Below are 26,357 nucleotides of genomic sequence, written 5' to 3' on the forward strand. Positions count from 1 at the left end.
ACAACAATGTCTATCTTCCTGAATTCCGATTCGAAGATCATCGTCCAGGGCATCACCGGCGGAGAGGGCTCGAAGCACACCGCCCGCATGCTCGCCGCCGGATCGAACGTCGTCGGCGGTGTCAATGCCCGCAAGGCCGGCACCACTGTGAAGCACAACGACCAGGCCGGCAACGAGGTCGAACTCCCTGTCTTCGGGTCCGTCGCCGAGGCGATGGAAGCCACCGGTGCCGACGTGTCCGTGGCCTTCGTGCCGCCGGCATTCTCCAAGGACGCCGCGATCGAGGCCATCGACGCCAAGATCGGTCTGCTCGTCATCATCACCGAGGGCATCCCGGTGCAGGACTCGGCAGAGGTCTGGGCCCGTGCGCAGGCGGCCGGAAACGCCACCCGCATCATCGGACCCAACTGCCCGGGCATCATCACCCCCGGTGAGTCGCTGGCCGGCATCATCCCGGCCGACATCACGAAGAAGGGCAAGCTGGGCCTCGTCTCGAAGTCCGGCACCCTGACCTACCAGATGATGTACGAACTGCGTGACCTCGGCTTCTCGACCGCCATCGGCATCGGCGGAGACCCGGTCATTGGCACCACGCACATCGATGCGCTCGAAGCATTCGAGGCCGACCCGGAGACCGAAGCCATCGTCATGATCGGCGAGATCGGCGGAGACGCCGAAGAGCGCGCAGCCGCCTTCATCAAGGAGAACGTGACGAAGCCGGTCGTCGGCTACGTCGCAGGCTTCACCGCTCCCGAGGGCAAGACAATGGGCCACGCCGGCGCCATCGTCTCCGGCTCCTCGGGAACCGCTCAGGCCAAGAAGGAAGCCCTCGAAGCTGCAGGTGTCAAGGTCGGCAAGACCCCGACCGAGACCGCTGAGCTCATGCGCGGACTCCTCGGCTGAGTCGAGCACTCCCGCATCGGGTGAGCGCCTGACCGGCACTCATCCGAACCAGACCGCGGCCCGCCTCCACACTCGGAGGCGGGCCGCAGTGCGTTTCGGTCGCTTGGGTCCGCGCCTGGGTGCTGCAACTGCTTCGAAGTGTGGGCGCACTGCGCAAATTCACGGCGGATGCCTTTTGAAGCAGTTCCTGTCTGCGGAGGGTTACGGACCGCACTGCACGCGTCGCGGTCCACGTACTAGTCTGAGATCGTGAACTCCCAGACATCTGATCAGACGGCGCAGTCGACGAACCCCGCGGACACCCTCCCCAACACCGGCACCCCCGCGCCGCCAGTCGACACCAGCCCCGACGCGCACCCGCGCAACTTCGGCTCCGACAACTGGGCCGGAGTCCACCCCGAAGTCATCGCCGCCATCGACGAGGCCAACGTCGGCCACACTCCCGGCTACGGCGGAGATCCGTGGACGCAGCGTTTCCGCGAGATCATGGCCCACCATTCGGACCCGAAGCCCAGGCGTTCCCCGTCTTCAACGGCACCGGCGCCAACGTGCTGGCCCTGCAGTCGGCACTGCCGCGGTGGGCGGCGGTGATCACGGCCGCCTCGGCGCATATCAACTACGATGAGACCGGCGCCCCGGAGAAGGTCGGCGGACTCAAGATCGTCGGCGCCGCGACCGAGAATGGCAAACTCACCCCCGAGACCATCAAGGGCGCGATCATCGGCCGCGGCCACGAACACAATGCGCAGCCGCTGGCCGTGAGCATCTCCCAGTCCACCGAATGGGGCACGACCTACACCCCGGACGAGATCGCCGCGATCGCTGCCACCGCTCATGAGCTCGACATGATCGTCCACGTCGACGGCTCCCGGTTGGGCAACGCCGCCGCCCACCTCGGCGTCGGACTCGGCGACATCACGACCGCGGTCGGCGTCGACATCATCAGCCTGGGCGGGACGAAGAACGGGCTGCTCGGCGCGGAGGCCGTCGTCGTCCTCAACCCCGGCATCGGCCACGGCATGCGCTTCCTGCGCAAGATGAACCTGCAGCTGGCCTCGAAGATGCGCTTCCTCTCCGCTCAGCTCAATGCCCTCTACGAAGGCGGCCTGTGGAGGAATTCGGCCAACCGGTCCAATGGGATGGCCCGGTACCTCGCCGACAAGCTCGCCGAGGTGGTCGACAGCGGCCGAGTCCCCGGAGTCGAGATCGTGCAGAAGGTCGAGTCGAACGTCGTCTTCGTCCGTATGCCCGCCGAGGTGGCCGCCCGCGCCCGGCAGAAGTTCGCCTTCGCGGATTGGCCGCTGGAGAAGGACATCGTCCGCCTCATGTGCGCCTTCGACACGACACGAGAGGACGTCGACGCACTCGTCGCCGCCATCGCAGGGGACTGATCCTACGCTCCCTGGCTGCGGAACCGTCGAGCGGCCGTGCCAGCCACGACGGCTGATACCTGCCTGAACTGACAATTGTCCGCAGAAAAGAACACTGAAGAAAGAAGATGAATGAAGAAAGCCCTCGTTCCTGCCCTGACGATTCTGCTCGTGCTCATCGTCGGGGTGATCGGATACATCCTCAATTCGGGTCCGGTATCGGGCGACGAAACGGCGGATGACTGCGACGTCTCGGCCTACACCATGGGTGTGAAGTGGCAGCAGCAGAGCGCTGAGGCGATGGCACTGCAGGGACAGACCTATGAGATGGCTACGCGTCAGCTCGACAAGGCCGTTTCCAAGGCCCCGGACGGGGAAGATCTGGCTATCATGACCGACCTCGACGAGACTGCCATCGACAATTCTAAGCTTCTGGCCCGTGATATCGCCAAGTGCCATGACTTCAGCGGCTGGGACACCTGGGACGACTGGGAGGAGAACGGGGAGCCGACAATGATCCCCGGTGCGTTGGAATTCTTCGAACATGCCGACCAGCTCGGAGTCGACATCTACTACGTCTCGGACCGGACGGAAGAGAATCGGGCGAAGAATGTCGAAGCCATTGCCAAGTTGGGCCTGCCCCAGGCCGATGACGAACACGTGATGCTGCTTGGCCCGCCGAAGGATGAACGGCGTGCGAAGGTCGAGGCGAACCACACCCTGCTCATGCAGCTCGGTGACACCCTGCACGATTTCGATGGCGCATTCGCGGATGCGTCCGTCGACGAGCAGAGGAAACTGGTGGAGAAGAACCGTGCGAAGTTCGGCACCGAATGGATCGTCCTACCCAATCCGACCTACGGCGACTGGAGCGAATCCGACCTGGACGCATGGGACGCACCGGTTCGTGCTGATGACTGAAGTCGGTCGGCGGACCGACTGCGGGCCCGGCTGAACGCCGACCCAAGCAGCGATCCCATTGAAATTGCCCCGCACTGACGACAGTGCGGGGCATTCTCGTTCCAGCGAACCGGCGCGCGACTACTTCTTCTTGCGCCGGTCGACCTTGACGGAAACGACGGGAACCTCGGAGTCGAGGATGATGCGCTGGGCCGTCGAACCCATGATGAGCTTGCCGACGGGGGAGCGGCGGCGTGATCCGATGACGATCATGCGGGTGTCGGCGGTCGCCTCGGCGAGAGCCAGGAGCTCTTCGACGGGATCATTGCCGCGGAGGAACTGAAGGATCTCATGGGAGACCTCGGAGGACTTCAGCGTCTCCTTGAGCTCCTCGATGTCCTTGCTGGTGGCCACGCCGCGCTCGTCGGGAGTCTCGCCGATTCCGGCATTGAGGACGACGAGGACGTCGTCGAATGCGCGGGCCTGCTCGATGCCGAATTCGACAGCGGCCTTGCCTTCGGGCGAGGGGGAATAACCGACGAGAATTGTCATGATCTCTCCTGGTGCGACATTGGACGAAGCTCTCTCAATTAGTAGCATATCCGCCCTGTTCGGACGGGCGGCAGTTCACTCTGCGAGGACGGAATCGGTGAACTCGACTGAGATCTTTCTCACCGGCCGGAACAGGCCTTTTCGTCATCGAGCGCTGCTGCACTGAATCCCCGCCGAATCCACACTGCATCCGCGCCGAATACGCGCGAAAGCGGGCATCCGAGAGCAGATCTCAATTACTGACCGAATCGTCAGTTGCGTTGACACGGCAGTAAGGTGACCTGGGCGCTCCGGGCGCCGCGTACGAGTGAGAAAGTAGAAGCATTGACAGATCAGAACACGCATCTCGACCAGGCGAAGACCGGTGAGACCCCAACGCAGAAGAAGTCGGAATGGCAGACGGTCAAAGCCATCATGGCCGCCTCGTCGGGCAACCTCGTCGAATGGTTCGACTTCTACATCTACGCCTTCTTCAGCGTCTACTTCGCTGACCAGTTCTTCGTCGCCGACAACCAGACGCTGGCCCTGATGCAGGCCGCCGGAGTCTTCTTCGTCGGCTTCCTCATGCGCCCCATCGGCGGATACATCTTCGGCCGCGCCGCCGACCGCCTCGGGCGCAAGAACTCGATGCTCATCTCCATCCTGCTCATGTGCGCCGGATCGCTGATGATGGCCCTGCTGCCCACGAGCGCGACTGTCGGCTCCTGGGCCGCGATCCTGCTGCTCATCGTGCGGATGATCCAGGGCCTGGCCGTCGGCGGCGAATACGGCGCCACCGCTACCTACATGTCCGAGGTCGCCACCGAGGGCAAACGCGGCTTCTACTCCTCGTTCCAGTACGTCACCCTCATCGGCGGTCAGCTGCTGGCCAGCCTGCTGGCCGTCGTCATGACCCATACTCTGGGCACCGAGCAGATCGAAGCCGGATGGTGGCGACTGCCCTTCGCCATCGGCGCCGCCGCCGCGATCGTCTCACTGTGGCTGCGTCGCGGACTTCAAGAGACCACCTCCGAGGACAGCCGCAAGGACGAGAACTCCGGCAGCTTCCGCGAAGTGCTGCGTCACCCGCGCGCCTTCTTCGTCGTCCTCGGCATCACCAGCGTCGGATCGCTCGTGTTCTACGTCTTCACCACGTACATGCAGAAGTTCCTGCTGCTGCAGAACGAAGGCACACCGGGCGAAGCGGAGTTCGACAAGGGCTCCATTGCCGACCTCATGACCATCTGCCTGCTCATCTTCGTCGTCATGCAGCCCATCGCCGGCAAGATCTCGGACAAGATCGGCCGTAAGAACAACATGCTCATCTTCGTCATCGGCATGATCGCGCTTCCCATCCCGCTGCTGGGCATGATCGGCAGGGCCGAATCCGTCCTCACCGCCGGCATCCTCATCGTCATCGCCATGGCGTTCATCAGCATGTACACCTCGATCTCCGGAATCGTGAAGGCCGAGATGTTTCCCGCCCACATCCGCGGAATCGGCGTCGGCTTCACCTATGCGGTCGGCAACTCGCTGTTCGGCGGCTCCGCCGAATACGTCGCCCTGTGGTTCAGCAACGCGGGAATCGGCACGTGGTTCGCCGTCTACGTCGTCGTCATCGCGATCGTCGGCTTCGTCGCCGTGGCGTTCATGCACGACAACCGCAAGCACTCGACGATCGACAACGCCGATTCCTCGGCGTACAAACGCATCGGCAGCTGATTCGTCGACAGCCGACCCCATCGCCGAGGCGGCCCACCCCGACCGCTGATCCGGCCCGCCCCGACGGTTGATCCCATCGCCGAGGCGGCTCGCCCCGGCCGTGAATGACGAGTGCCCCAGAACCCTGCGTTCTGGGGCACTCGTCGTCTGCCCGGAACTCGATGTTGGAATATTTGGATATATGTTGGAAAGTGATTGACGGCACGTGAATAGAGTCCTAAGATCATTCAAACCAACAGATAGCCACGTGGTTATTCGTCCGATTGACGAAGAGTCGCGCGAAGGAAAGGGCCGGACGTGTTCGCTGAAGAAAGGCAACGACGCATCGCTGAACTGGTCAGCGAAGCGGGCCGGGTCAATGTCACCGATCTGGCCGCCGATTTCGACATCACCACGGAAACCGTCCGCCGTGACCTCGCCGCTCTCGAAAAGGCCGGAGCCCTCCAGCGCGTCCACGGGGGAGCAGTGCCGTGCCGTCCCCACAGCCTCGAAGAGCCGACTTTCGGCGACCGTGAGATCCACAATCTCGATGAGAAGACCGCGATCGCCCGGATCGCCCTGAGCCTGCTGGAGGAGACGATGAGCATCTCCCTGGACGGCGGCACGACCTGCGCGGCCTTCGCCCGAGCGATCACAGACGAAGCCACCGCGCGCCAGTCCGCCGGACAGTCCCCTCGACAGCTGCGCGTGATCACGAACTCCCTGTCCGTCATCGACAGTCTGGCTGGTGCTCCCGGCATCGAGATCTTCGTCCTGCCCGGCCGATTCCGCCCGGTCACTCGGGCCATGGTCGGACCGCAGACGATCACGGCCATCGAAGGCCACCGAGTCGATCTCGCAGTGCTCGGCACCAACGGACTCAGCGACGACGGCGTCTCCACACCCGACCACGACGAGGCGGCGACGAAATCGGCGTTCGTGCACTCCGGACGCAGGGTCGCGGTGCTCGCCGACTCCGCAAAGTTCGATGCCGTCTCCCTGGTGCGGTTCGCAGAGCTCGACCAGATCGATGTCCTAATCACCGACGATGCGCCGGACGAGCCGATGTTGACCCACCTGGAGACCGCGGAAGTCGAGGTCGTCACTCCATGATCCTCACCCTCACAGCCAACCCGAGCCTCGACCGGACCATCGAGCTGTCCGGCCCGGTCCTCCGCGGCCAGGTTCAGCGCGCAGTCTGGGCCGGACAGCAGCCCGGCGGCAAGGGAGTCAATGTCTCCCGTGCCGTGGCCGCCGCCGATCGTGACACTCTGGCGGTTCTGCCCGGAGACGTCGACGACCCGGTGCTCACCGGACTCGACTCGATCGGACTGGCTCATCGCTCCATTCCCACCGGCACACCGCTGCGGTCCAATATCACCGTCACCGAACCCGACGGCACGACGACGAAGATCAACGAACCAGGCTCACTCTTGAGCCCGCAGTCCCAGAACGCACTGCTCGACCTCGTTGCCGACCAAGCCTCTGGGACGAGCTGGGTCGTCCTGGCAGGGTCGCTGCCGCCGGGAGTCGATGATGACTTCTACGCCCGCGCAATCGAACGCATCCGTGAGCTCGATGAGCCGCCGCTGATCGCCGTCGACACCTCTGGTGCTCCACTGGCTGCGGCCCTGACGGCCTCACCGGATCTCATCAAACCGAACGCCGAGGAACTCGCCGAACTCCTCAGTGCCGCAGGACTCCTGCAGGCTGCCGGTCTCCTCAACCCCGGAGGACCCCGGGACGACGCTCGGGCGGACAGCGACAGAGGCGCGACCGAATCGTTCGAGGCCGCCGAACCTCGCAAGACCGCAGAAGCGCATGAGTCCGCCGCACCCCTCGGAACCGCCGACCTGCTTGCGATCGCCGACCGCCTGGAATCCTCACCGCAGCTCACAGCCCGCGCCACATCGGCTCTGCTCACGGCAGGCGGCGCCCGCCCACGATCGATCCTTGCAACTCTGGGTGCCGGTGGAGCAGTCCTTGCCCAGCCGGAGACCGCGTGGCATGCCCAGCATCCGCCGATGGACGTTGTCAGCACCGTGGGCGCAGGCGATTCCACCCTGGCCGGGTACCTGCTCGGACTGACAGGCGGTCGCGAACCCAGTGCAGCGCTGGCGCAGGCCGTCGCCTATGGAGCCGCAGCCGCCCGGCTGCGCGGCACCGGAGTGCCGAGCCCGGAGGACGCGCGGACCGACGCGGTGACCGTGACACCACTTGAAGCAACCGCGGTAGCAGCCGCGCCCGCGCCACAAGCTGCCGCACCCACCGACGACTCTTCCCACCGACATGAGGGCACAGTCCCCGAAGCCGAGGAGGCACGATGACATCGCTCATCACAACAGAACTGGTGATCCTCGACGCGGATCAGGGGACGGAGTCGTCCGCTGTCATTCGCGCCCTGGCCGCCACGATCGCCGAACAGAGCCGCGCGAACTCAGGCGACGGACTGGCCGCCGCGGCGATCGCCCGCGAAGAGAAGACCCCGACAGGTGTTCCCGGAGGCATCGCCATCCCGCACGCCCGCACCGAGGCGGTCACCGAACCCAGCCTCGTGATGGCCCGACTGAACCCTCCGGTGGACTTCGGTGCCAAGGACGGCCCCGCCGACCTCGTGTTCATGATCGCCGCCCCCGAAGGCGCCGGCAAGGACCACCTCAAGCTCCTGTCGAAGCTCGCGCGATCGTTGGTCAAGAAGGACTTCGTCGCCTCACTGCGCGCGGCTGCAACCGAGCAGGAGATCGTCGACCTCGTCGAAACCGCACTGGGCCTGCGCGAGACGCCCGAAGAGGCGACTCCCACCGAGGCGGCCCCCACCGGCGGAGCGCCGACCATCACCGAGCCGACACCCACATCAGCAGCCCCCACCGAATCCCCCGCATCCTCGACCGACAATCCCCGCCGCGTCGTCGCCGTCACGGCCTGCCCGACGGGAATTGCTCACACCTATATGGCCGCCGACGCGCTCGCCCAGGCCGGCTCCGAGATGGGCATCGACGTCGTCACCGAGACCCAGGGATCGAGCGGCACGACCCCGATCGACCAAGCCGTCATCGATGCCGCCGATGCCGTCGTCTTCGCCGTCGACGTCGACGTCCGCGACAAGGCACGGTTCGCCGGCAAACCCTATGTGCAGGTGCCGGTCAAGGCCGGGATCGACGATCCGCAGGGCCTCATTCGCAAGGCCCTCGCCGAGGCGGACGCCCCCAACGGCCGCAGGCTCACCGCCGCTCACGCCGTCGACGACTCGTCCGAGACGCAGTCCGGCTCACGCGAAAGTGTCGGCGCCCACCTCAAACGTGTGCTGCTGACCGGCGTCAGCTACATGATCCCCTTCGTCGCGCCGGCGGTCTGCTCATGGCCTTGGGCTTCCTCCTCGGCGGATTCGACATCCCCGATTACGCCGAGGACATCGTCCTGGGCAACTCCCTGTGGAACCTGCCCACCGAATACGGCAACCTGGCACTCGGCCCCGTCGGCGCCTACTTAGGCGCCGTGGCCTTCCAGATCGGCAACCTGTCGATGAGCTTCCTCGTCGCCGCGTTGGCCGGATACATCGCCTTCGGAATCGCCGACCGGCCCGGAATCGCCCCCGGCTTCACCGTCGGCGCCGTCGCCGTGCTCATGGGTGCCGGCTTCATCGGCGGCATCATCGGCGGACTCCTCGCCGGCTACATCGCCCACTGGATCGGCTCCTTCGCCGCACCGAGGTGGCTGCGCGGACTCATGCCCGTCGTCATCATTCCGCTGGTGGCCTCCCTCGTCTCCTCGGGGCTGATGTTCATGGTCCTCGGCGGACCGATCAGCGCCCTGACCAAGGGCCTCGACAGCTGGCTGAGCTCGATGACGGGAACTGTCGCCGTCATCCTCGGGCTCATCCTCGGCACCATGATGGCCGTCGACCTGGGCGGCCCCGTCAACAAGGTCGCGTACTCGTTCGCCGTGGCCGGACTCGCCGCAGGCTCCGTCGAGAACCCCGTGCCGTGGGAGATCATGGCCACGGTCATGGCCGCCGGAATGGTTCCGCCCCTGGCCATGGCGTTGGCCACCGCTGTCCGTCCGCGCATCTTCTCCCAGGCGGAGAAGGAGAACGGCAAGGCCGCTTGGCTGCTCGGCGCCGCGTTCATCTCCGAAGGCGCGATTCCCTTCGCCGCCTCCGATCCGCTGCGCGTGATCCCCGCATCGGTCGTCGGAGCCGGCGTCACCGGCGGCATGACGATGGCCTTCTCCGTGACCAGCCAGGCCCCGCACGGCGGAGTGTTCGTCTTCTTCGCCATCGACTCGTTCCTGCTGTTCCTGCTCTCCGTCGTCGTCGGCACGATCATCAGCGCCCTGCTCGTGCTCGCGCTCAAGATCTTCGTCCGCAAGGGCGGAGCGGCAGGCCTCGCCGAGGCGACCGCCCCGTCCGCAGCGACCGCGACCGCAGCCGCGACGACCGGTTCGACCACCGGATCCGGTTCAGCCGACGAGGCGAATCCGACTGAACCGGTATCGTCGAACGCTGACGCCACGCGAGGTTGAACGCCATAGTGCGAGAGGCAAGAGAGGAAGGAATGGGGATGTCCGCAGAGATCTCAGGCATCGGAGTCGTACCCGGACGGGTCATCGCCCCGGCGCTCAGCATGCCCGAACCCGTGTCCGCACCCGTGGCGAAGCCGGCCCCGGCCGACACCGAGGCGGAGGCGAACAGAATCCGTGAAGCCTCGGCCGCCGTCCACGCCGAAGTGCGTGAGCGGGCGGAGACCGTCATCGGAGACGCCCGCGACGTACTCAAGGGCACCGCACTCATGGCCAAAGACCCCACTCTGGTGAAGACGGCGATCAAACGCCTGTCCGACACCGACGCGGAAACCGCCGTCTGGACGGTGGCCGCGGAAACCGCAGCCCAGCTGGAGAAGCTCGGCGGCTATATGGCCGAACGCGCAGCCGACGTCCTCGACGTCCGTGCCCGCCTCGTCGCCCACCTGCGCGGAGTGCCGGCACCCGGCATCCCGCACTCGACCGAGCCGTTCGTGCTCATCGCCACCGACCTCGCTCCCGCCGACACCGCGACGCTCGATCCCGAGCTTGTGATCGGACTCGTCTGCGAAGAGGGCGGGCCACAGAGCCATACGGCCATCCTCGCCCGATCGTTGGGCATTCCGGCCGTGGTTGCAGCCACCGGAGTCCGCGAGATCACCGACCGCACACCCGTCTTCGTCGACGGCGGTGCGGGCATCCTGCGCACCGAACCCGGAGCGTCGGAGAGTGAACTCGTCGAAGCGTGGGTGGAGACGGCCGGACGGCTGCAGTCCTTCACAGGACCCTGTCTGCTGGCAGACGGCACGCGGATTCCGCTGCGTGCGAATGTCGGCGACGGCGCTCAGGCACGGGCAGCGGCGGCCGCCGGTGCCGAAGGTGTCGGACTGCTGCGCACCGAGTTCTGCTTCCTCGATCGCGACACCGAACCCAGCGTCGAGGAACAGGCCGACGCCTACGGGCAGGTGTTCGCGGCCTTCGACGATCACAAAGTCGTCGTGCGCACTCTCGACGCCGGTGCCGACAAGCCGCTGCCGTTCCTCACCGACGCCGATGAACCGAACCCGGCCCTCGGCGTGCGTGGATTCCGGACCTGCCGACGGGCCCAGGGTGTCCTCGAACGTCAGCTCGAAGCGATCGCGCTCGCCGCTGCGAAACATGCAGTGACCGTCCACGTCATGGCCCCGATGATCGCCACGGCGGACGAAGCCGGGCAGTTCGCGGAACTCGTCCGCGCCGCCGGTCTCTCCACGGCCGGTGTCATGGTCGAGGTCCCGTCGGCTGCGCTGCAGGCAGCATCGATCCTCGGCGAGGTCGAGTTCGCCTCCATCGGCACGAACGATCTGACCCAGTACGTCATGGCCTCCGACCGCATGCTCGGCGGAATGGCCGAACTCAGCGATTCGTGGCAGCCGGCCGTACTGCAGCTCATCGGCATGGCCGCCGCCCAGGGTGCTGAGGCGGAGAAGTCGGTGGGCGTCTGCGGTGAGGCCGCGGCCGATCCGGCGCTGGCCGTCGTGCTCGTCGGCCTCGGAGTCACCAGTCTGTCCATGGCGTCGCGGGCTCTGCCGGCTGTCGCCGAGGTGCTGGCCGGTGTCACCATGGACCAAGCACAGCAGATCGCCCGCAGCGCCCTGGCGGCACGCAGCCCGAACGACGCGAAGGCCGCGGTCCGAGCCGAACTCCCGATCCTCAACGAGCTCGGCTTGTGAGACCGACCGTCGGGCAGTGAACCAGAGACACACGCAGCACCACCACAGACACCACCCATAGGCAACAACGAAACACCGGACCGGCCACCTCGACTGGTCCGAACAGGAAGGACAGCGTTATGGCAGAGACCATCGCAACAGTCGGAAGCACCGTCGGCCTGCACGCCCGCCCAGCAGCTCTGCTGGCCGAGGCCGCCGCGGACTCTGATCTCGAGATCACCATCGCCTTGGAGGGCGAACCTGCCGAGGACGCCCTCGACGCAGCCAGCGTGCTCTCCCTCATGGGCCTCGGCGCAGAATACGGTCAGAAGGTCGTTCTGCGCGCCGAAGGTGACGGAGCCGACGAAACGCTGGCCCAGCTCAAGCAGCTCATCGAGACCGATCACGACGCTGAAGGCTGAGCCGCTCTCGGTCGAGGAGGCGGCAAGTGATCCGATCGGATTAGACTGATCGAATGTCCGCCTCCCTGCTGCCCCCTGACTCCGCCGCCGTCCAACGCAGCCGGGACCTGCTGGCGGAGTCCCCACAGCTGATCGACATGCCCGGCCTGCCGCAGGCCCGCATGCTCGTCGACTACGTCATTGGACGCCGTTGCGGAGCCCTCGACGTCTCGGGCCGTGACACCGAAGGCACCTTCGTCGCCGCCGAACTCTCGGCCGAGGCCCCCGAGAACCTGATCCTCATCGATGATGCGCATGGTCTGCAGGCGACCCTGCTCAGTCGTCTGACGCAGGTGTGCACATTTAACGACCGCCTCGACGAGGCGCGGACCTTGGCCGCGGCGGTCGAGTCTCTGGCCGGAGCCGGCGAGTCCGCGGGTGCTGCCGGAGATTCCGGCACCGAGGCGGCCCCAGTGTTGGCCATGAGCGAGTTCGGTGAGATCGGGGAACTGACCGAACTCGCTGTGGGGGAGACGTGGGCCGTCGTCAACGCTCCGAAGGCGATGAATGCGCTCACCGAGACGATCGCGGTGCTGCAGCCGTTCGTGAGCACCATCATCGTCATCGGCCGCAGCGATGCGATGAGCCGCGGCGTCAACAAGGAGCTTGCCCGCGGCTTCGGCCGAGTCGATGTCTCGCCCGGGGTCGGCAAACACCGGATGATCATCGGCAGCCGCCCCCTGTCCTCCCCGAGTCTGCCCGAATTCCCACTCCGCGGCGTGATCTCCCACAGCGGAGTCGGCGAGGTCGAAGTCCGTGCTCATGGGGCCTGCTTCTCCGGGGCGAAGAGCGATGAGGGCTCGGCGCTGCTCATCGACTCTCTGCTGGAACTGCTCGCCGACGACGACCTGGAATCCGTGCTCGACCTCGGCTGCGGCAACGGCTGGCTGCTCACCGCGGCCATGCGGGCCTCGGGAGCGAATACGGGACTCGGCGTCGATGTGTCGAAAGCGGCGGTCGCCTCGGCGCGGGCGACTGCAGCGGCGAACGGAGTCGGAGTCGACATCATCCTCGGTGATGCTGCGGATCCGGAGGAGCCGGCCCTGGCGGGCCTCGGCGAATTCGACCTCATCCTGCTCAATCCGCCGTTCCATCAGGGAACGGCCATCGAAACTGAGACGGCCGCGGCGCTCATGGCCACGGCCGCCGAGCATCTGGCTCCGGGCGGGCAGGTGCTTACGGTGTTCAATTCCCATCTGCGCTATCGGGGTCGGCTCGAATCGATCATCGGAGCGAGTCGGCAGCTGGCCCGGAACAAGAAGTTCACCGTCATCGCCAGCCGCCGCGACTGAGCTTCGTCGGCCTTTGTGCGATCGGAGCCGCCGGTGCGCGGCCCGATCGCTCCTGCTCAGCGACGTCTGCTGCGGTAGATCCGCCAGGTGCTCACTTGGTCCCAGATGGTGATGATCCAGATCGCGATGGCTGTGATGATCTGCTGGATATCGGCGTTGGCGGTGTTCGTCAGCTCGGGGTGGAGGACTGGCTGGGTGAGCAGGGTGATGGTGAGGAAGACGGCCATGGCCACATCGATGATTCCGCCGATGAGCGCCACGGTCGGTTTCGCCGAAGCGGTCGTGAACTTGATGATCTCGATCGCGGCCATGAGAGCGAGGAACGCCCAGTAGCCGACCAGCCAACCGACACCGAGGTCTGGGTTGATGAACGTTTCGCCCTCGTTGAGGTGGCCGACGTAGAGCAGGGTCGTCGGGATGGACGGGAGGGTAGCCAGGGCCGCGAGGAACACCAACCCGAGCCCCGCCTCGGCGCGGATCTGTTTGCCGTGGGAATCACGTCGGTCGAGGTCATCGACGGACCACGTGCCAGGCTGTCGCTTCTTCATCGATGAGGAAGCGCCGCCGTCCGTTCTGCGGTCGCCGAGAGCGATGATGATCGTGATGACGGCGAATGCGGTCAGCAGAGCGGTGACGGTGTTGCCCGCAGTCTTGCCGATGATCTCTCCGATCTGAGCGTTGGGAGAGACTGCGATGGTGGCCACGACGTTGGTGAGCACCGCAAACAGGCCCACGATGGGCAGAACCCACCGCAGCGACCAGATATAGAGCGGGTAGGAATTGGGGCCGATGAGGTGCTGTGGGGAGTTCGAATACTCCCGGGACAGCGCGACGGGATCGCCGAGCTCTTCGAGGACCTCGCGTTCGATGGCGGCCGTGTGATCAGGGGAGGGGTCCGCATCCTCGCCGAGGCGGGCGTCGACCATGTCGTCGATCGTGGCGGTGATCTCGGCGGCGATGTCGGGACGGGAGTCTTCAGGCAGGTGGCGGGTGACGTTGTCGACGTAGATTTCGGTGAGCGCACTCATGGTGTTCCGTCCTTCCAGAGCTTGGTGATGCTGGAGTTGAGTTCGAGCCAGTGGCTGTGCAGTGCGGCGGCGACTTCGGCGCCGCTGTCGGTGAGCGTGTAGTACTTGCGGGGGCGGGCTTGTTCGGTATTCCATTCGGCCGTCAGCAGGCCCTGTTTCTCGAGCCGTCGCAGGAGGGGGTAGAGGGTGTTGGCCTCGGTGGTGATGCCTGCTTCGGTCAGCGTCGTCAGCAGCGAGTAGCCGTACTGCGGCCGTCGACAGGCGACGAGACTGGCGAAGACCACGGTGCCGCGTCGCAGCTCCTGTTCGTGGGTGGCCAATGCCTTCTGTGCGTCCTCGTTCATGCATCACACGATAGTGTGTGTAACACACTATTACAAGAGGAGAGGTATATTTCGCTGCAGCCCAGTTGAGGGTGAACAGCCCATGTTCAAACATGGGCTATTCGTCTTAAATTGGGCCATTCGCCCGAAGGGTGGCGTTGCCGCCCGCGTCGGAGCGGGGGAGGAGGCGCGAGGGAGCGGGGGTGACTGGTGGCGATGGACTTGGGTCTCGCCGAGGAGGTTCAGTCCGCGAGGTCGAGCATCGGTGTCGGCTTCCGGAAGCCTCGTGTGACGAAGGCGAGGTATCCGACTCCGAGAATCAGCCAGACGGCTCCGACGAGCAGAGTCCGCGGAGAAAGGCTCGTCCAAAGCCACAAGGTCAGACAGAATCCGATTCCCGGCAGAACGACAGAGCTGAGAACTGCACGGGAACCACGATTCTTCTCGTCGATGATGAAGTGTTTGATGACCGACAGATTCACTGCTGAGAACGCGATCAGAGCACCGAAGCTGACCATCTCCGATATGAATGCGAGGTCGACGGCGAGCGCAAGCAGAGAGACCCCGCCGACTGTGAGAGTCGCAATCGTGGGTGTGTGAAAGCGCGGTGACAAGCGGCCGAAGTAGCTTTTCGGGAGCACGCCGTCTCGACCCATCGCGAAGAGAACGCGTGAGACTGATGCCTGCGAGGTCAGAGCTGAGCCGCATGCTCCGGCGACATAGGCGGCGGTGAAGAAGGCGGTGAGGAATTCGCCGCCGGCCGCCGCCATGACGTCGAGCGCGCCTGAATCGACATCGGCGAACTGATTCGACGGGAAGACCAGCTGAGCCAGGTATGACAGAACAATGTAGATGAGGCCGCCGGTGACAGTGGCGATGACGATTGCGCGGGGGACTGCTCTCTTCGCGTCCTTGGCTTCCTCGGACAAAGTCGAGACCGCATCGAAGCCGAGGAATGACAGACACAGTATCGCTGCGCCGGCCATGACATTGTCGAATCCGGGTGCCGAGCCGTCACCAGTGAACGGCGCCGCTAGGTCGACAGAACCGGATCCGTGAATGAGGCGATGCCGAGCGCGGCGAAGACAACGATGAAGATTGCTTGAGCAGCGATGATGACGATGTTGGCCCGTGCAACGGAGACGATTCCGATGACGTTGAGGACGGTGACGAGAACAATGGCAGAGACGACGAAGACCCAAGCAGGGATCATGGGGAAGGCTGCGCTGAGGTAGATGCCGATGACGAGATAATTGATCATCGGCAAGAATAGGTAGTCGAGAAGCAGTGCCCAGCCGGCAACGAAGCCGATTCCTGCACCGAAACTCTTCTGCGTGTACGTGTATGCCGAACCGGCAAAGGGCATTGCCCCGGCCATCTTCGCGTATGACCTGGCGGTGAACACCATTGCCAGCAACGTGATGACGTAAGCGGCCGGGACGCGGCCGCCGGTGACCTGGGTGACGATTCCGTAAGTCGTGAAGACGGTCAGCGGAACCATATAGACGAGGCCGAAGAAGACGAGTGAAGGTACCCCGAGTGCACGTTTCAGGTGGGTTTGGGAGGTGTCTTGAGCGGTGGCGTTGTGATTGGAATGGGACATCATTGTCCTTTCGATTCAGTCCGCTGAATGGACGGCCACGCCGCGCAGGTATGTGCGGCGAACAGGGGCATCAGACAGTACCTGTGGGAGAAGTGTTCGAGGATCCGAATCGAGAACGATGAAGTCGGCGCTCGCGCCCGGACGGATCACTCCCCACTCGTCGGGGCTTTGGTCTGCAAATGCTTGGTGGGCAACCGCAGCCGAATAAGCGTCGAGAGAGCGTTCGACGTCGAGGATCTCTTCGGGAGTCCACCCGCCCTCGGGCTCACCGTCATCGGTCTGTCTGCTCACGGCAACGGCGAGACCCTCGAGCGGCGCCCCTGAAGTGCAGGGCCAGTCCGAACCGAACGCAAGGTGTCCGCCGCTGTCGAGGACGCTGCGCATCCGATATTGCGCTACGGCGCGTTCTCTGCCGATCCGGGGGACAGTGAGTACTGTCATGAGGTCATCGAGCTGAGCCCACAGAGGCTGCATATTCGCGATGACGCCGAGTTCAGCAAAGCGGGACAGGTCGGCAGAGTCGATGATCTGGGCATGTGCGATCACCGGCCGTCGATCACGGGCTTCGTTGTTCCGGATTGTGTACTCGATGGCATCCAATGCTTGTCGAACGGCCGCGTCGCCGATGGCGTGGATGTGGATCTGAAAACCTGCCGCGTCGACTTCGCGAACCGCCTCTGCCAGCGAATCTCCTTCCCAGACTCGCATGCCGTGGTTGTGAAGGGAGGAGCAGTAGGGCTCGATGAGCGCACCGGTTTCGTTCTCGATGACTCCGTCGGCGAAGAACTTCACGGTCTGAGCGGTCAGGTACGGATCCGAGAGTTCCTCGATCCTTTGGCGCGCAGAAAGCATTTCGGGCAGCTGTTGCGTGAAGCGGCGGGGATCGGCGTAGAACGCGAGGTTGAATCGCAGTTTGAGCCGATTCTGCTGAGAGGCGGACGCATAGGTCTCGACATCTGCTGGCTCCACCCAAGCGTCCTGGACCCAAGTGACGCCTCGAGCCAGGTAATAGTCGGCTGCCCGATCGAGAGCGCGAAGTCGGACGGAATCGTGGTGTGGCGGACGAACGGCGTCGATCAGATCAATTGCACCCCATTCACGCAGAGTGCCCAGCGGTGAGCCGTCGTCTCGGCGAGGAATCTCGCCAATCTGCGGCTCCGGGGTTGCGGCAGTGATTCCCGCGAGTTCCAATGCTCGAGAATTGCACCACACGGTGTGGTAGTCCCAAGCGCGAAGGACGACCGGTCGGTCGGACACGGCTCTGTCAAGCCATTCGGCGTCGAAGAGGCCGTCGCGTACGAGGCTGCCGTCATATGAGGCACCAGTGATCCAGTCGTCGTCGGGGTGAGCCTCGGCGTACCGTTTCACTTCAGCGATGATCTCTTCGACGCTCGTGCACGATCTCACCTGTGGGCCCTCTGCTTCCATGCCACCGAAGATCGGATGAGCATGGCCGTCGCCGAAGGACGGCATGAGGAACCCGCCGTCGAGATCGATGGACTCAAACTCTGCGCCGTCGTGGCTCGAGACAAGATCGAGGACGAGAGACACCGCGTGTGAACCAGCGGCAACGACAATGCCGTCTTGAACCACGAGGGAGTCCGCGGGTTCGGCACCGGCACCTAGCCAGACCGTGCCGTTGTGGAAGTGCTGAGTCTTCATGGCCGTCCTCCTGCTCCATTGCGTGTGGCCGGCCGCACCGGCGTTTACACGAACAGTGTTCGTATGTGACTGGGAACACGATACACTGCTCGAAAGATGTAGGGAAGTGCGAAATTGAGAGCGAGCATTCTGTGAGATTGAATCAGGATCGGCTGGTTGATGCCGCGCTCGCGCTTGTCGACGACCTCGGCGAAGAGTCATTGTCGATGCGAACTCTGGCGGCTCGCGTCGACAGACAGGTGTCGTCTCTGTACAACCATGTCTCCGGCCGAGGTGAACTCATCGAATTGATGCGCGCCCGTATTGTGGCTGGAATCGACGTTCAAGTATTCTCTAGGGTCGAGGAATCGTCGGAGAGCGTGCCGTGGGACAGAGCTCTGGAGCTGTGGGCCCGGACGTATCTCAGAGCCTTCGCCGACCACCCGAACCTCATCCGATTGCTGGCCACGACCTCGATTCGAGACCTCTCAACGTATGAAATGTATGACTCAGTGATCGGTGGACTTCGTCGAGGAGGGTGGCCGCAGGGTCAGACTGTGGCGGTGATGCGGTCCGTCGAAGCCTATGTCCTCGGTTCCGCTTTGGACATCGTCGCTCCGGTCGACCTCATCACTCAGGAATCGGCCGGAGATAGATTTGCGGAGATTCGAGGTGCGCTGGATCCTCAATTCGGCGAGAACTCGTCAGCGGTGGCGTCCTTCGAGTTTGGGCTGACTAGCCTGATCCAAGGTCTGAAGCATCGGCTTGAGGCTGTGTCGTGAGTCATTCGGCAAAGCTCGATGTCACACTCGACTCGTTCTGGGGGCGGGCCCGCAGACAGAACCCCGACCTACCGGAGGCGATGCCTGAAGCATGGGCCTTCGGCGCGACTCCCGAGCATGCGGACGACCTCCTCGCTCTAGTGCTGGCTGGGACCAAGACGGGCACCGCCTCGGCGCTGTGGGACATCGAAGCCGATGACGAATCCGTCCCCGAGGTGGGCGAACTGAGCATCATCCTTGACGGCCGAGGCCGGCCGAGGGCCCTCATCGAAACCACGGCGATCGACATCGTTCCGTTCTCCGGGGTGACCGCCGAGCATGCCCATGCGGAGGGGGAGGGCGACCGAACCCTGGCGGCCTGGAGCGAGATCCATGAGCGCTATTGGCAAGAGCATGGTCAACGCGGATTCGCGCCCGAGATGCCGGTCGTCTGCGAACGCTTCCGGTTGCTGTTCGACTTAGAAGACGAGGGGCGCGTCAGCGTCTCGGGTGACGAATCACAGGGGACGAACAGATGAACGAAACCGAATACTGGGGCCTCATTCACACGGAACGCGCGCGCCTGGCCGATCTGCTCACCACACTCGAACCCGAGCAGTGGGCGCTCGCCACTCAGTGTGCAGACTGGACGGTCGAGCAGGTTGTCGCCCACCTGACAGCCGCTGCCAACACCGGGCGGTGGGCCTGGATCCGCAGCATCATCCGGGCAGGATTCGACCCTGCGAAACACAACGCACGATTGCTCGAACGCCACCTCGGTGACTCACCGGAAGAGACACTTGCGAAGTTCCGTGAATCGATCGCTCTGACCACCGCTCCGACGAAGGACTTCCCGGCCTTCCTCGGCGAGGTCATCGTCCACGGCCAAGACATCGCACGACCACTGGAACTTGACCTGACCCCTGGCGCCGAGGCGACCGTCGAGGTGGCCCGATACTTCGCCGCAAAAGACTTCGCAGTGAACTCGAAGACCCTGGTCGATGAGTTGAAGCTCAGTGCCGTCGACGCCGACTTCGAGTCCGGAGGCGGACCGGAAGTGACCGGCCCGATCCTCGACCTCGTCATGGCCATGGCCGGCCGACCGGAAGCGCTGACAGAGCTGACGGGCGGCGGAGTCGCCGAGCTCCGGCGACGGATGGACTGAAACCTCAGCGGTCGGAGCACTGCGACGCGCGTGCCGGAACAGCCCTGACGACGAGATGAACGTTGACGGGTGCTCAGCCGAACCCGACGACTCCGACCGCCACCAGGACGAATCCGATCAGCTGCAGTGAAGCGCGCACGATCTGGAAGGCATCCCACCGTCTGCGCATGGCGATGAAGCCCTCGGGAGCGGTCTCCTCGGTGATCCGTCCCGTCCGGGAATTGATCGGGACGTTCCCGACGATTGTCACGACGAGAGCGACACCGAGGCTGATTGCGGCCGAAACCAGCCATGCATTGGGCTCATCGATGGCAATGATGATGGCCAGCGCGGTCGCCGCGGTCATCCCCACCGGCATCACCCGGCCGAACGTCTTCAGCAGGCCCCTCTCCATGACCAGCTGATCGTCCGTCCTCAGCTGACGGATCACGGGATGAACCAAGGCGGCCGACCCGAATTCCGCTGAGCCGACGAAGCCGGTGGCGAGGACCGCAGGCAAAGTCAAGGCATCCATGACCTCTCCTCTTAATAGGTAGTTATACTATCCATAATAGATAGTAGAGGTATCTGCTAGGGTCGAGCAAGACCAGTCACCGAACATTGCTGACAGTGCCGGGAGGAGATGACGATGCAGGAAGCAGCGGAGATGTCGGGGATGAGGATGGCGGAGCTGTCCCGTCGTTCGGGCCTCAGCGTGCCGACCATCAAGTACTACCTCCGCGAAGGACTGCTGCAGCCGGGACGACGGACAAGCGTGAATCAAGCCGTCTACGATCGCACTCATCTCGAGCGGCTGCGCCTCATCGGGGCGCTGACGTCGGTGGCCGGACTGCCGTTGGCGAAGGTGCGAGCCGTCGTTGATGCTGTGGACGGGCAGGCCTCGGAAGTCGAAGCGATGGGCGTCGTCCAGGACGCGCTCATCGACGAGGCCGAGACGGACGATACAGCCGCCTCGGCGATACTCGACCGCGCGATCACTGCGCGAGGGTGGCACTGCGCGAAGTCGTCACCGGCCTATCGGGCGGCTGTGAGCGCGGTTGCCATGTTGACTACGGAGAACCTGACTCCGATCCTCGACCGGCTCGACGCCTATGTCGAGGCCGCTGAAGACGTCGGTCGCACCGACCTCGACGCGATCAGCGACGCAGTCAGTCTGGAGGAGCGGATCCGCGGAGTCGTCCTCGGCAGCGTGCTGCGCCGACCGCTGCTCGAGGCGCTGGTCCTGCTCGCACAGCAGCACTTCGCGCAGGACCTCACTCGGTCGGAAGAAAGCTGACCGGAAACAGCTCCGTCCTGGCGATGACGCGATCGCGTTCGGCGGCCTGCGCCTGACGTCGCGGATCTGCGAGGTAGGAATCGAGCGCTTCCGTGGATTCGAACCGATAGAACTGCACCTCGTCGGGACGCCCCTGGGCCCCGTCGCTCTTGGCACGATTGACGACGCGCCCTCCGTGCTCGGAGATGAGCGCGAGAACACCGTTCTCGTAGGCTGTCAGTGCCTCGGCCTGTCCTTCGCGCGCCCACAGCAGGCAGCACAACAGCACCTCGCGGTCAGCACCGGCGTTCGCTGAGCTTGCCTGTTCTTCCGGCTCCACCGAGCTCGGCCTCTCCTCACTCGGCAACTCAGTGCTCACGACTCCGTCGGCTTCGCGTCGTAGGTGAGCCAGTTCGTCTTCGCTGCGACATCGTCATAGAGCACCTGAGCCTGAGCGTTGTCATCGGCGGTGATCCACCGGACCACCGAACAGCCTTCGGATGCGGCGATCATCTGCAGCCGGGAGATCAAGGCACGGCCGACACCTCGGCCGCGCGCCTCGGGATCGGTGAAGAGATCGTCGAGCCAGATGCCGACGCTGCCTGTCGAGGGACGGGAGAAACGACGATAGTCGGCGATTCCGACGATAGATCCGTCCGCCTCGGCGACGAGTCCCTGGCACTCATGGGCGGAGTCGGTCAGCCACGACCACACGCGGGAGACGATCTCCTCGGACGGCTCCAGTCGGTAGAACTCGCGGTAGGCGCGGAAGAGTTCCTTCCACCGGGCCTCATCGGCGGGCGCTGTGGGGCGGACGGAGAGTGACTGGAAATCTGTCATGCGCGTACGACCTCTCTGTTTGCTGGCTGCTGCCCAAGGACGGAGTTTGCATTTCACAGTATGCCCATCAGGTGGCCCTGCAACACTCTTCGGGCGAAATCCTTATTCGATCTTGTCAGCCCGCGCTGATGACTCGGCTGATGGCATCACGCGACTGAGTGAGAGACTCGATTGATGCTTCTATCCGCGCCCGTTCGCGTTCGAGATCGGCGACGGTGACCGAGCAGATCGGTGCAAGCTGACCGGCCTTGTCCCTCAGGCAGGGGAGGACAGTGCGAATTGCGGCGGTGCTCATTCCGGCATCGAGCAGCTGGCGGATGTGTGTCGCGATTGCGACGTCTTGTTCGCCGTATTCGCGGTATCCCGAGGAATTGCGGGAGGGGACCAGAAGGTCCCTTTCTTCGTAATAGCGCAGCAATCGGGATGGAATGCCTGTTCGTTCGGCGACGTCAGAGATCCTCATCGTTTCGGCCTTTCTGCTTCAGCCACTTGCCTTCACATCGATGTGAAGGATCAGCCTATCAGTATGAATGTCGAACAAACAGCAAATGCATATCTCCTCAAACGGCCGATTCTCATCCTGGCGGGATTCGTCCTGTTGGTATTCTGCACCGGAACTGCTGAATACCTCGTTGCCGGTATCCTGCCGCAACTGGCCGCCGATCTGGACGTGAGCATCGCGACCGCCGGACAGACCGTGACCGCCTATGCGCTCGGAGTTGCGATCGGCGGCCCCATTGTGACCGTCTTGACAGCACGGTTCCCCCGCAAAGGACTCGCTCTCTGCCTGGGACTTCTATTCGTTGTCGGCACGTTGGTGACAGTCCTGGCGCCGACTTACCTTGTGGTGATCGTCGGTCGAGTGCTGTCCGCGTGCAGTCAGGCCACCCTGTTCGCGATCGGGCTCACCGCGTCCGCAGAGATCATGGGACCCGGCCGGCAGGGTCAGGCGATTGCCATCGTCGGTTCCGGACTGACCGTCGCAACCGTGCTCGGCGTGCCGCTCGGGGCCCTGCTGGGCGGCAACACGAACTGGCGGATTCCGTTCGTCTTCGTGGCCGTCGCCGCAATCATCGGTGTGGGGCTGCTGGCAGCGGCGATGCCGCGTACTCCGGCCCCTGCGACCGGGGTCAGAGACGAGATTCGAACCCTCCTGCGAGGGCCGGTTCTGCTGGCCGTGGCGACGACGGTCATCGGTTTCGCCGGGGTTAGCATCGTCTTCACCTATCTGGTGCCGCTCCTCTCGGACATCAGCGGCATCACCGACGCCGCAATTCCCGGACTCCTGCTGGCCTATGGGGTCGGAGGCTTCGTCGGTAACCTCATTGCCGGGCGTCTCACCGATCTCTCACTCGGCAGAACCTTGGTGGGAGTGTTCTGCGCACTCATCATCACATTGTCCGCGTTCCCCCTGTTTGCAAGGCTCCCGGTGCCGATGATCGCCCTCGTTCTCCTCTTGGGCCTTTTGTCGACGGCGACCATTGCACCATTGCAATCGCTGGTGATGCGTCACACCGGTGCTGCGCCGACCCTGTCGCTAGCGGTCAACGTCGGAGCCTTCAACCTGGCGAATGCCATTGGCTCCACCCTCGGCGGCTTCACCGTTGCTGTAGGTCTTCTGCAGTGGGGCGGGTTCGGCGGCGCCGCATTCGCACTGTTCGGCCTCGTCCTCACTGCTCTGGCGCTGCGGGCCACCCCGCAATCAGAGTCTGAGCCGGCGGTCTCGGCATGAGGAAGGCCCCTGATCGGAGCTGAGAAGCTCACGGTCAGGGGCCGGTCGTGTCGTACGCGAGAGGGGACTTGAACCCCTACGTCCGAAGACACTGGAACCTAAATCCAGCGCGTCTACCAATTCCGCCACTCGCGCTGAAGCGGCCACCCACGCGGCCGCAACGCCCTCAAGATTAGCAGGGGCGGCCCGAGTTGTTGAAAACTCGGACCGCCCCGATGCGCACGTTGAGCACGGGCAGTTCGGCCCGCCCGACGCTCAAGTTGCAGCGGACTCAGGCAGCGTCGATGCCGAGCTCCTTGCGCACGCGGGCGACGTGTCCGGTGGCCTTGACGTTGTACTGCGCGAGTTCGACCTTGCCCTCGGCATCGACGACGACGGTCGAGCGGATGACTCCCTGGACGACCTTGCCGTAGTTCTTCTTCTCGCCGAAGGCGCCCCACTCGGTCATCATCGTCTTGTCCTCATCGGAGAGCAGGTCGAAGTTCAGACCCTCCTTCTCGATGAATTGCTTGAGCTTCTCCGGCTTGTCCGGAGAGATGCCGACGACGGCGCTCCCGGCGGCCTTGAGTGCGGCAAGCGAGTCCCGGAAATCGCAGGCCTCGGTCGTGCATCCCGGGGTCATTGCGGCCGGGTAGAAGTACACGACAACCCGCTGACCTCGGAAATCGCTGAGGCTGACGGACTTCCCGTCCTGGTTGACGAGGGTGAAATCCGGGGCGGTGTCGCCGACTGACAGACGTGACATGAATGCTCCTCCTAGTGGGGTCGGTCTCCGAAGTGGACAACCATTGCTGCCCACCACTCTATTCCGTCGCAACGACCGGTGCCGCCGCGGTCCGGGCGACGGCCTCGACGCTCTTCCTCGCCGAGGCGGCCCGACGTCTCACTCGACCCGCGCGATGGCCTGCCCGACGGCCACGACATCGCCGACGGCCGCCGAGCGGCGGAACGTTCCCGCCACAGGTGCTTCGACGCGTGTCTCCATCTTCATGGCCGAAAGCACCGCGACCTCGTCACCAGCTGCCACCGTCGCACCGTCGTCGACGAGGTAGTCCACGAGGCTGCCCGGCACAGGTGCGGTGACATCCCCGGCACTCGCCGAGGCGGCTCCACCGTTCCCGGCAGCACCGCCCTGACCGGCGTTGCCCTGAACCCCACCGACCGAACCGAGTGCCGAGAGCAGCCCGGCCGGCAGGCCGATGGTGGTGAGCTTTCCGTCGATCTCGATCTGCATGCGCTGCAGCTCGCCGTCGGCCACCGGGGCCGGACGTTCCTGAGTCTCGAGGCGCGGCAGCAGCTCGGCTTCGATCCACTGGGTGTGGATGCCGTCGACACCGTCGAGGCCGAGGCCGGTGAATGCCTTATCGGTGAGGATCGCCAGGGAACAGGGAACCACTGTGGCCGGGCCTTCGACGGTGAGTTCCCTCGCCGCAGTGACGGTGCGAGCGATCGCCTGCTCACGGTCGGGACCATGAACGATGAGCTTCGCGAAGAGGGAATCGAAGGCCGGCTGCACCGTGTCACCTGCACGCACACCGGAATCCCACCGCACACCGAGGCCACCGGGCACATCGAGGACATCGATGCGTCCCGGCGTCGGCAGGAAGCCGCGACCGGGATCCTCAGCATTGATGCGCAGCTCGATCGCATGACCGGCCGGCTGCGGAGTCGACTCCAGCGACAGGCCCTGACCGAAAGCAATGCGGAACTGTTCGGCGACGAGATCGACCCCGGAGGTCACCTCGGTGACGGGATGTTCGACCTGCAGACGGGTGTTGACCTCAAGGAACGTCATGGTGCCGTCGGCAGCGAGGAGGAACTCGACGGTGCCGGCACGCGGTAGTCCACCTCGGCGCAGATGGCCTCGGCCGAACGGTGCAGACGCTCCCGCTGCTCAACTGTCAGGCCCGGGGCAGGTGCTTCCTCGATGAGCTTCTGATTGCGTCGCTGGGCGGAGCAGTCGCGGTCACCGACGGCCACGACCCGACCCTGACCGTCGCCGACGACCTGGACTTCGACATGGCGGGGACGTTCGAGGTACTTCTCGACGAAGCATTCGGGGCGGCCGAAGGCCTCGACGGCCTCACGGGTCGCCGAATCGAAGGCACCGGCCACCTCGGTCAGCTCGTGGACGATTTTCATTCCGCGCCCGCCGCCGCCGTGGGCGGCCTTGATGATGATCGGCAGTCCCGCCTCGGCGGCGAAGGATTCGACCTCTGCCGCGTTCTCCAGGGGACGGTCGATGCCCGGTGCCAGGGGAGCGCCGACTTTCTGCGCGAGCTGACGGGCGGTGACCTTGTCGCCGAGGGCCGTGATCGTGTCTGCGGTCGGGCCGATCCAGATGAGACCTGCGGCTTCGACGGCGGCGGCGAAGTCGGCGTTCTCGGACAGGAATCCGTAGCCGGGATGGACGGCATCGGCACCGGCGGACTTCGCTGCGGCCAGGATCGAATCGATATTGAGGTAGGTCTCACCCGCGGTGGTCCCGGGCAGGGCGAATGCTTCGTCGGCGAGCCGAGCATGCATGGCCTCGGCGTCCTGATCAGCGTAGACGGCCACCGAGGTGTGCCCGTGCTGGGCGCAGGCGCGGATGATGCGGACGGCGATCTCGCCGCGGTTGGCAATGAGGATTCTCGACATTG

General features: G+C 64.6%; 22 protein-coding genes, 1 tRNA gene and 4 pseudogenes. 15 read left to right on the plus strand and 12 right to left on the minus strand.

The annotated features are described in order from the left end of the window. Positions 1-6: 6 nt before the first annotated feature. The 3 genes and pseudogenes from sucD (at position 7) to AC2W7L_RS08420 (ending at position 3,194) form a co-directional block, all read left to right on the plus strand. Positions 7-903: a succinate--CoA ligase subunit alpha gene (gene sucD, locus AC2W7L_RS08410; RefSeq protein ID WP_486004084.1), complete on the plus strand. Its 897-nt coding sequence runs from the start codon at positions 7-9 to the stop codon at positions 901-903. Between the two features lie 249 nt (positions 904-1,152). Then, positions 1,153-2,294: pseudogene (locus tag AC2W7L_RS08415) on the plus strand (threonine aldolase family protein). A gap of 111 nt (positions 2,295-2,405) precedes the next feature. Then, positions 2,406-3,194: a 5'-nucleotidase, lipoprotein e(P4) family gene (locus tag AC2W7L_RS08420; RefSeq protein WP_486004085.1), complete on the plus strand. Its 789-nt coding sequence runs from the start codon at positions 2,406-2,408 to the stop codon at positions 3,192-3,194. A gap of 120 nt (positions 3,195-3,314) precedes the next feature. Here AC2W7L_RS08420 and AC2W7L_RS08425 read toward each other — a convergent pair whose 3' ends face one another. Next, positions 3,315-3,725, minus strand: a complete 411-nt coding sequence (locus tag AC2W7L_RS08425; RefSeq protein ID WP_486004086.1) for a universal stress protein — start codon at positions 3,723-3,725, stop codon at positions 3,315-3,317. Between the two features lie 324 nt (positions 3,726-4,049). Here AC2W7L_RS08425 and AC2W7L_RS08430 point away from each other — a divergent pair, with 324 nt between their 5' ends. From AC2W7L_RS08430 to AC2W7L_RS08460, 7 genes and pseudogenes are all read left to right on the plus strand, one after another. Next, on the plus strand, positions 4,050-5,426 hold the full coding sequence (locus AC2W7L_RS08430; RefSeq protein WP_486004087.1) for an MFS transporter: 1,377 nt from the start codon (positions 4,050-4,052) through the stop codon (positions 5,424-5,426). Positions 5,427-5,723: 297 nt separating this feature from the next. Further along, the gene (locus AC2W7L_RS08435; RefSeq protein WP_486004088.1) at positions 5,724-6,518 is read left to right on the plus strand and encodes a DeoR/GlpR family DNA-binding transcription regulator; all 795 of its coding nucleotides are present in this window, start codon (positions 5,724-5,726) and stop codon (positions 6,516-6,518) included. Beyond that, positions 6,515-7,732: a 1-phosphofructokinase family hexose kinase gene (locus AC2W7L_RS08440; protein WP_486004089.1), complete on the plus strand. Its 1,218-nt coding sequence runs from the start codon at positions 6,515-6,517 to the stop codon at positions 7,730-7,732. Before AC2W7L_RS08435 ends, AC2W7L_RS08440 begins: the two co-directional genes overlap by 4 nt. After that, positions 7,729-9,803, plus strand: a pseudogene (locus AC2W7L_RS08445) (PTS fructose transporter subunit IIABC); the annotation flags it as partial. The gene AC2W7L_RS08440 and the pseudogene AC2W7L_RS08445, both read left to right, overlap by 4 nt. Positions 9,804-9,964: 161 nt before the next feature. Beyond that, on the plus strand, positions 9,965-11,635 hold the full coding sequence (gene ptsP / locus AC2W7L_RS08450; RefSeq protein ID WP_486004090.1) for a phosphoenolpyruvate--protein phosphotransferase: 1,671 nt from the start codon (positions 9,965-9,967) through the stop codon (positions 11,633-11,635). Positions 11,636-11,754: 119 nt separating this feature from the next. Further along, complete coding sequence (locus AC2W7L_RS08455; protein ID WP_092012026.1) at positions 11,755-12,036, plus strand: HPr family phosphocarrier protein; 282 nt, start codon at positions 11,755-11,757, stop codon at positions 12,034-12,036. A 53-nt stretch (positions 12,037-12,089) separates the two neighbouring features. After that, the gene (locus tag AC2W7L_RS08460) at positions 12,090-13,367 is read left to right on the plus strand and encodes a methyltransferase (protein WP_486004091.1); all 1,278 of its coding nucleotides are present in this window, start codon (positions 12,090-12,092) and stop codon (positions 13,365-13,367) included. Positions 13,368-13,423: 56 nt separating this feature from the next. Here AC2W7L_RS08460 and AC2W7L_RS08465 read toward each other — a convergent pair whose 3' ends face one another. The 4 genes and pseudogenes from AC2W7L_RS08465 to AC2W7L_RS08480 form a co-directional block, all read right to left on the minus strand. Further along, on the minus strand, positions 13,424-14,395 hold the full coding sequence (locus AC2W7L_RS08465) for an HAAS signaling domain-containing protein (RefSeq protein WP_486004092.1): 972 nt from the start codon (positions 14,393-14,395) through the stop codon (positions 13,424-13,426). Then, a complete protein-coding gene (locus AC2W7L_RS08470; protein ID WP_486004093.1) occupies positions 14,392-14,739 on the minus strand; it encodes a PadR family transcriptional regulator in 348 nt (115 codons plus the stop codon). The genes AC2W7L_RS08465 and AC2W7L_RS08470 overlap by 4 nt, the downstream gene beginning before the upstream one ends. A gap of 221 nt (positions 14,740-14,960) precedes the next feature. Further along, positions 14,961-16,321, minus strand: a pseudogene (locus AC2W7L_RS08475) (APC family permease). 15 nt (positions 16,322-16,336) lie between these two features. After that, positions 16,337-17,983 (minus strand): amidohydrolase, encoded by a 1,647-nt coding sequence (locus AC2W7L_RS08480; protein ID WP_486004094.1) that lies wholly within the window; start codon positions 17,981-17,983, stop codon positions 16,337-16,339. 65 nt (positions 17,984-18,048) lie between these two features. Here AC2W7L_RS08480 and AC2W7L_RS08485 point away from each other — a divergent pair, with 65 nt between their 5' ends. From AC2W7L_RS08485 to AC2W7L_RS08495, 3 genes are all read left to right on the plus strand, one after another. Then, positions 18,049-18,744, plus strand: coding sequence for a TetR/AcrR family transcriptional regulator (locus AC2W7L_RS08485; RefSeq protein WP_486004095.1), 696 nt, complete (start codon positions 18,049-18,051; stop codon positions 18,742-18,744). 80 nt (positions 18,745-18,824) lie between these two features. Then, a complete protein-coding gene (locus tag AC2W7L_RS08490; RefSeq protein WP_486004140.1) occupies positions 18,825-19,262 on the plus strand; it encodes an ASCH domain-containing protein in 438 nt (145 codons plus the stop codon). After that, on the plus strand, positions 19,259-19,888 hold the full coding sequence (locus AC2W7L_RS08495; RefSeq protein ID WP_486004096.1) for a maleylpyruvate isomerase family mycothiol-dependent enzyme: 630 nt from the start codon (positions 19,259-19,261) through the stop codon (positions 19,886-19,888). The genes AC2W7L_RS08490 and AC2W7L_RS08495 overlap by 4 nt, the downstream gene beginning before the upstream one ends. Positions 19,889-19,961: 73 nt before the next feature. On the opposite strand, the gene AC2W7L_RS08500 is transcribed toward AC2W7L_RS08495, so the two are convergent. Further along, the gene (locus tag AC2W7L_RS08500) at positions 19,962-20,402 is read right to left on the minus strand and encodes an anthrone oxygenase family protein (protein ID WP_486004097.1); all 441 of its coding nucleotides are present in this window, start codon (positions 20,400-20,402) and stop codon (positions 19,962-19,964) included. Between the two features lie 114 nt (positions 20,403-20,516). On the opposite strand from AC2W7L_RS08500, the gene AC2W7L_RS08505 reads away from it, so the two are divergent. Continuing rightward, positions 20,517-21,164, plus strand: coding sequence for a MerR family transcriptional regulator (locus tag AC2W7L_RS08505; protein WP_486004098.1), 648 nt, complete (start codon positions 20,517-20,519; stop codon positions 21,162-21,164). Here the strand turns inward: AC2W7L_RS08505 and AC2W7L_RS08510 are convergent. The 3 genes from AC2W7L_RS08510 to AC2W7L_RS08520 form a co-directional block, all read right to left on the minus strand. Next, the gene (locus AC2W7L_RS08510; RefSeq protein ID WP_486004099.1) at positions 21,142-21,522 is read right to left on the minus strand and encodes a hypothetical protein; all 381 of its coding nucleotides are present in this window, start codon (positions 21,520-21,522) and stop codon (positions 21,142-21,144) included. The genes AC2W7L_RS08505 and AC2W7L_RS08510 overlap by 23 nt on opposite strands. After that, positions 21,519-21,983: a GNAT family N-acetyltransferase gene (locus AC2W7L_RS08515; protein WP_486004100.1), complete on the minus strand. Its 465-nt coding sequence runs from the start codon at positions 21,981-21,983 to the stop codon at positions 21,519-21,521. Before AC2W7L_RS08515 ends, AC2W7L_RS08510 begins: the two co-directional genes overlap by 4 nt. Positions 21,984-22,098: 115 nt before the next feature. Then, positions 22,099-22,401 (minus strand): MerR family transcriptional regulator, encoded by a 303-nt coding sequence (locus tag AC2W7L_RS08520; RefSeq protein ID WP_486004101.1) that lies wholly within the window; start codon positions 22,399-22,401, stop codon positions 22,099-22,101. Between AC2W7L_RS08520 and AC2W7L_RS08525 the strand changes: the two genes are divergently transcribed. Continuing rightward, positions 22,324-23,715 carry an MFS transporter gene (locus AC2W7L_RS08525; protein WP_486004102.1) on the plus strand — a complete coding sequence of 464 codons (1,392 nt, stop codon included), beginning with the start codon at positions 22,324-22,326 and terminating at the stop codon, positions 23,713-23,715. The two genes, AC2W7L_RS08520 and AC2W7L_RS08525, sit on opposite strands and share 78 nt — an antisense overlap. Before the next feature lie 53 nt (positions 23,716-23,768). Here the strand turns inward: AC2W7L_RS08525 and AC2W7L_RS08530 are convergent. From AC2W7L_RS08530 to AC2W7L_RS08540, 3 genes and pseudogenes are all read right to left on the minus strand, one after another. Next, positions 23,769-23,850 (minus strand) — tRNA-Leu (locus AC2W7L_RS08530). 136 nt (positions 23,851-23,986) lie between these two features. Beyond that, positions 23,987-24,460 carry a thioredoxin-dependent thiol peroxidase gene (gene bcp, locus AC2W7L_RS08535; protein ID WP_486004103.1) on the minus strand — a complete coding sequence of 158 codons (474 nt, stop codon included), beginning with the start codon at positions 24,458-24,460 and terminating at the stop codon, positions 23,987-23,989. Between the two features lie 138 nt (positions 24,461-24,598). After that, positions 24,599-26,355: pseudogene (locus AC2W7L_RS08540) on the minus strand (acetyl/propionyl/methylcrotonyl-CoA carboxylase subunit alpha). Between the last annotated feature and the right edge of the window lie 2 nt (positions 26,356-26,357).

The sequence above is a fragment of the Brevibacterium sp. LAARM3_SD1 genome, from assembly GCF_057364765.1.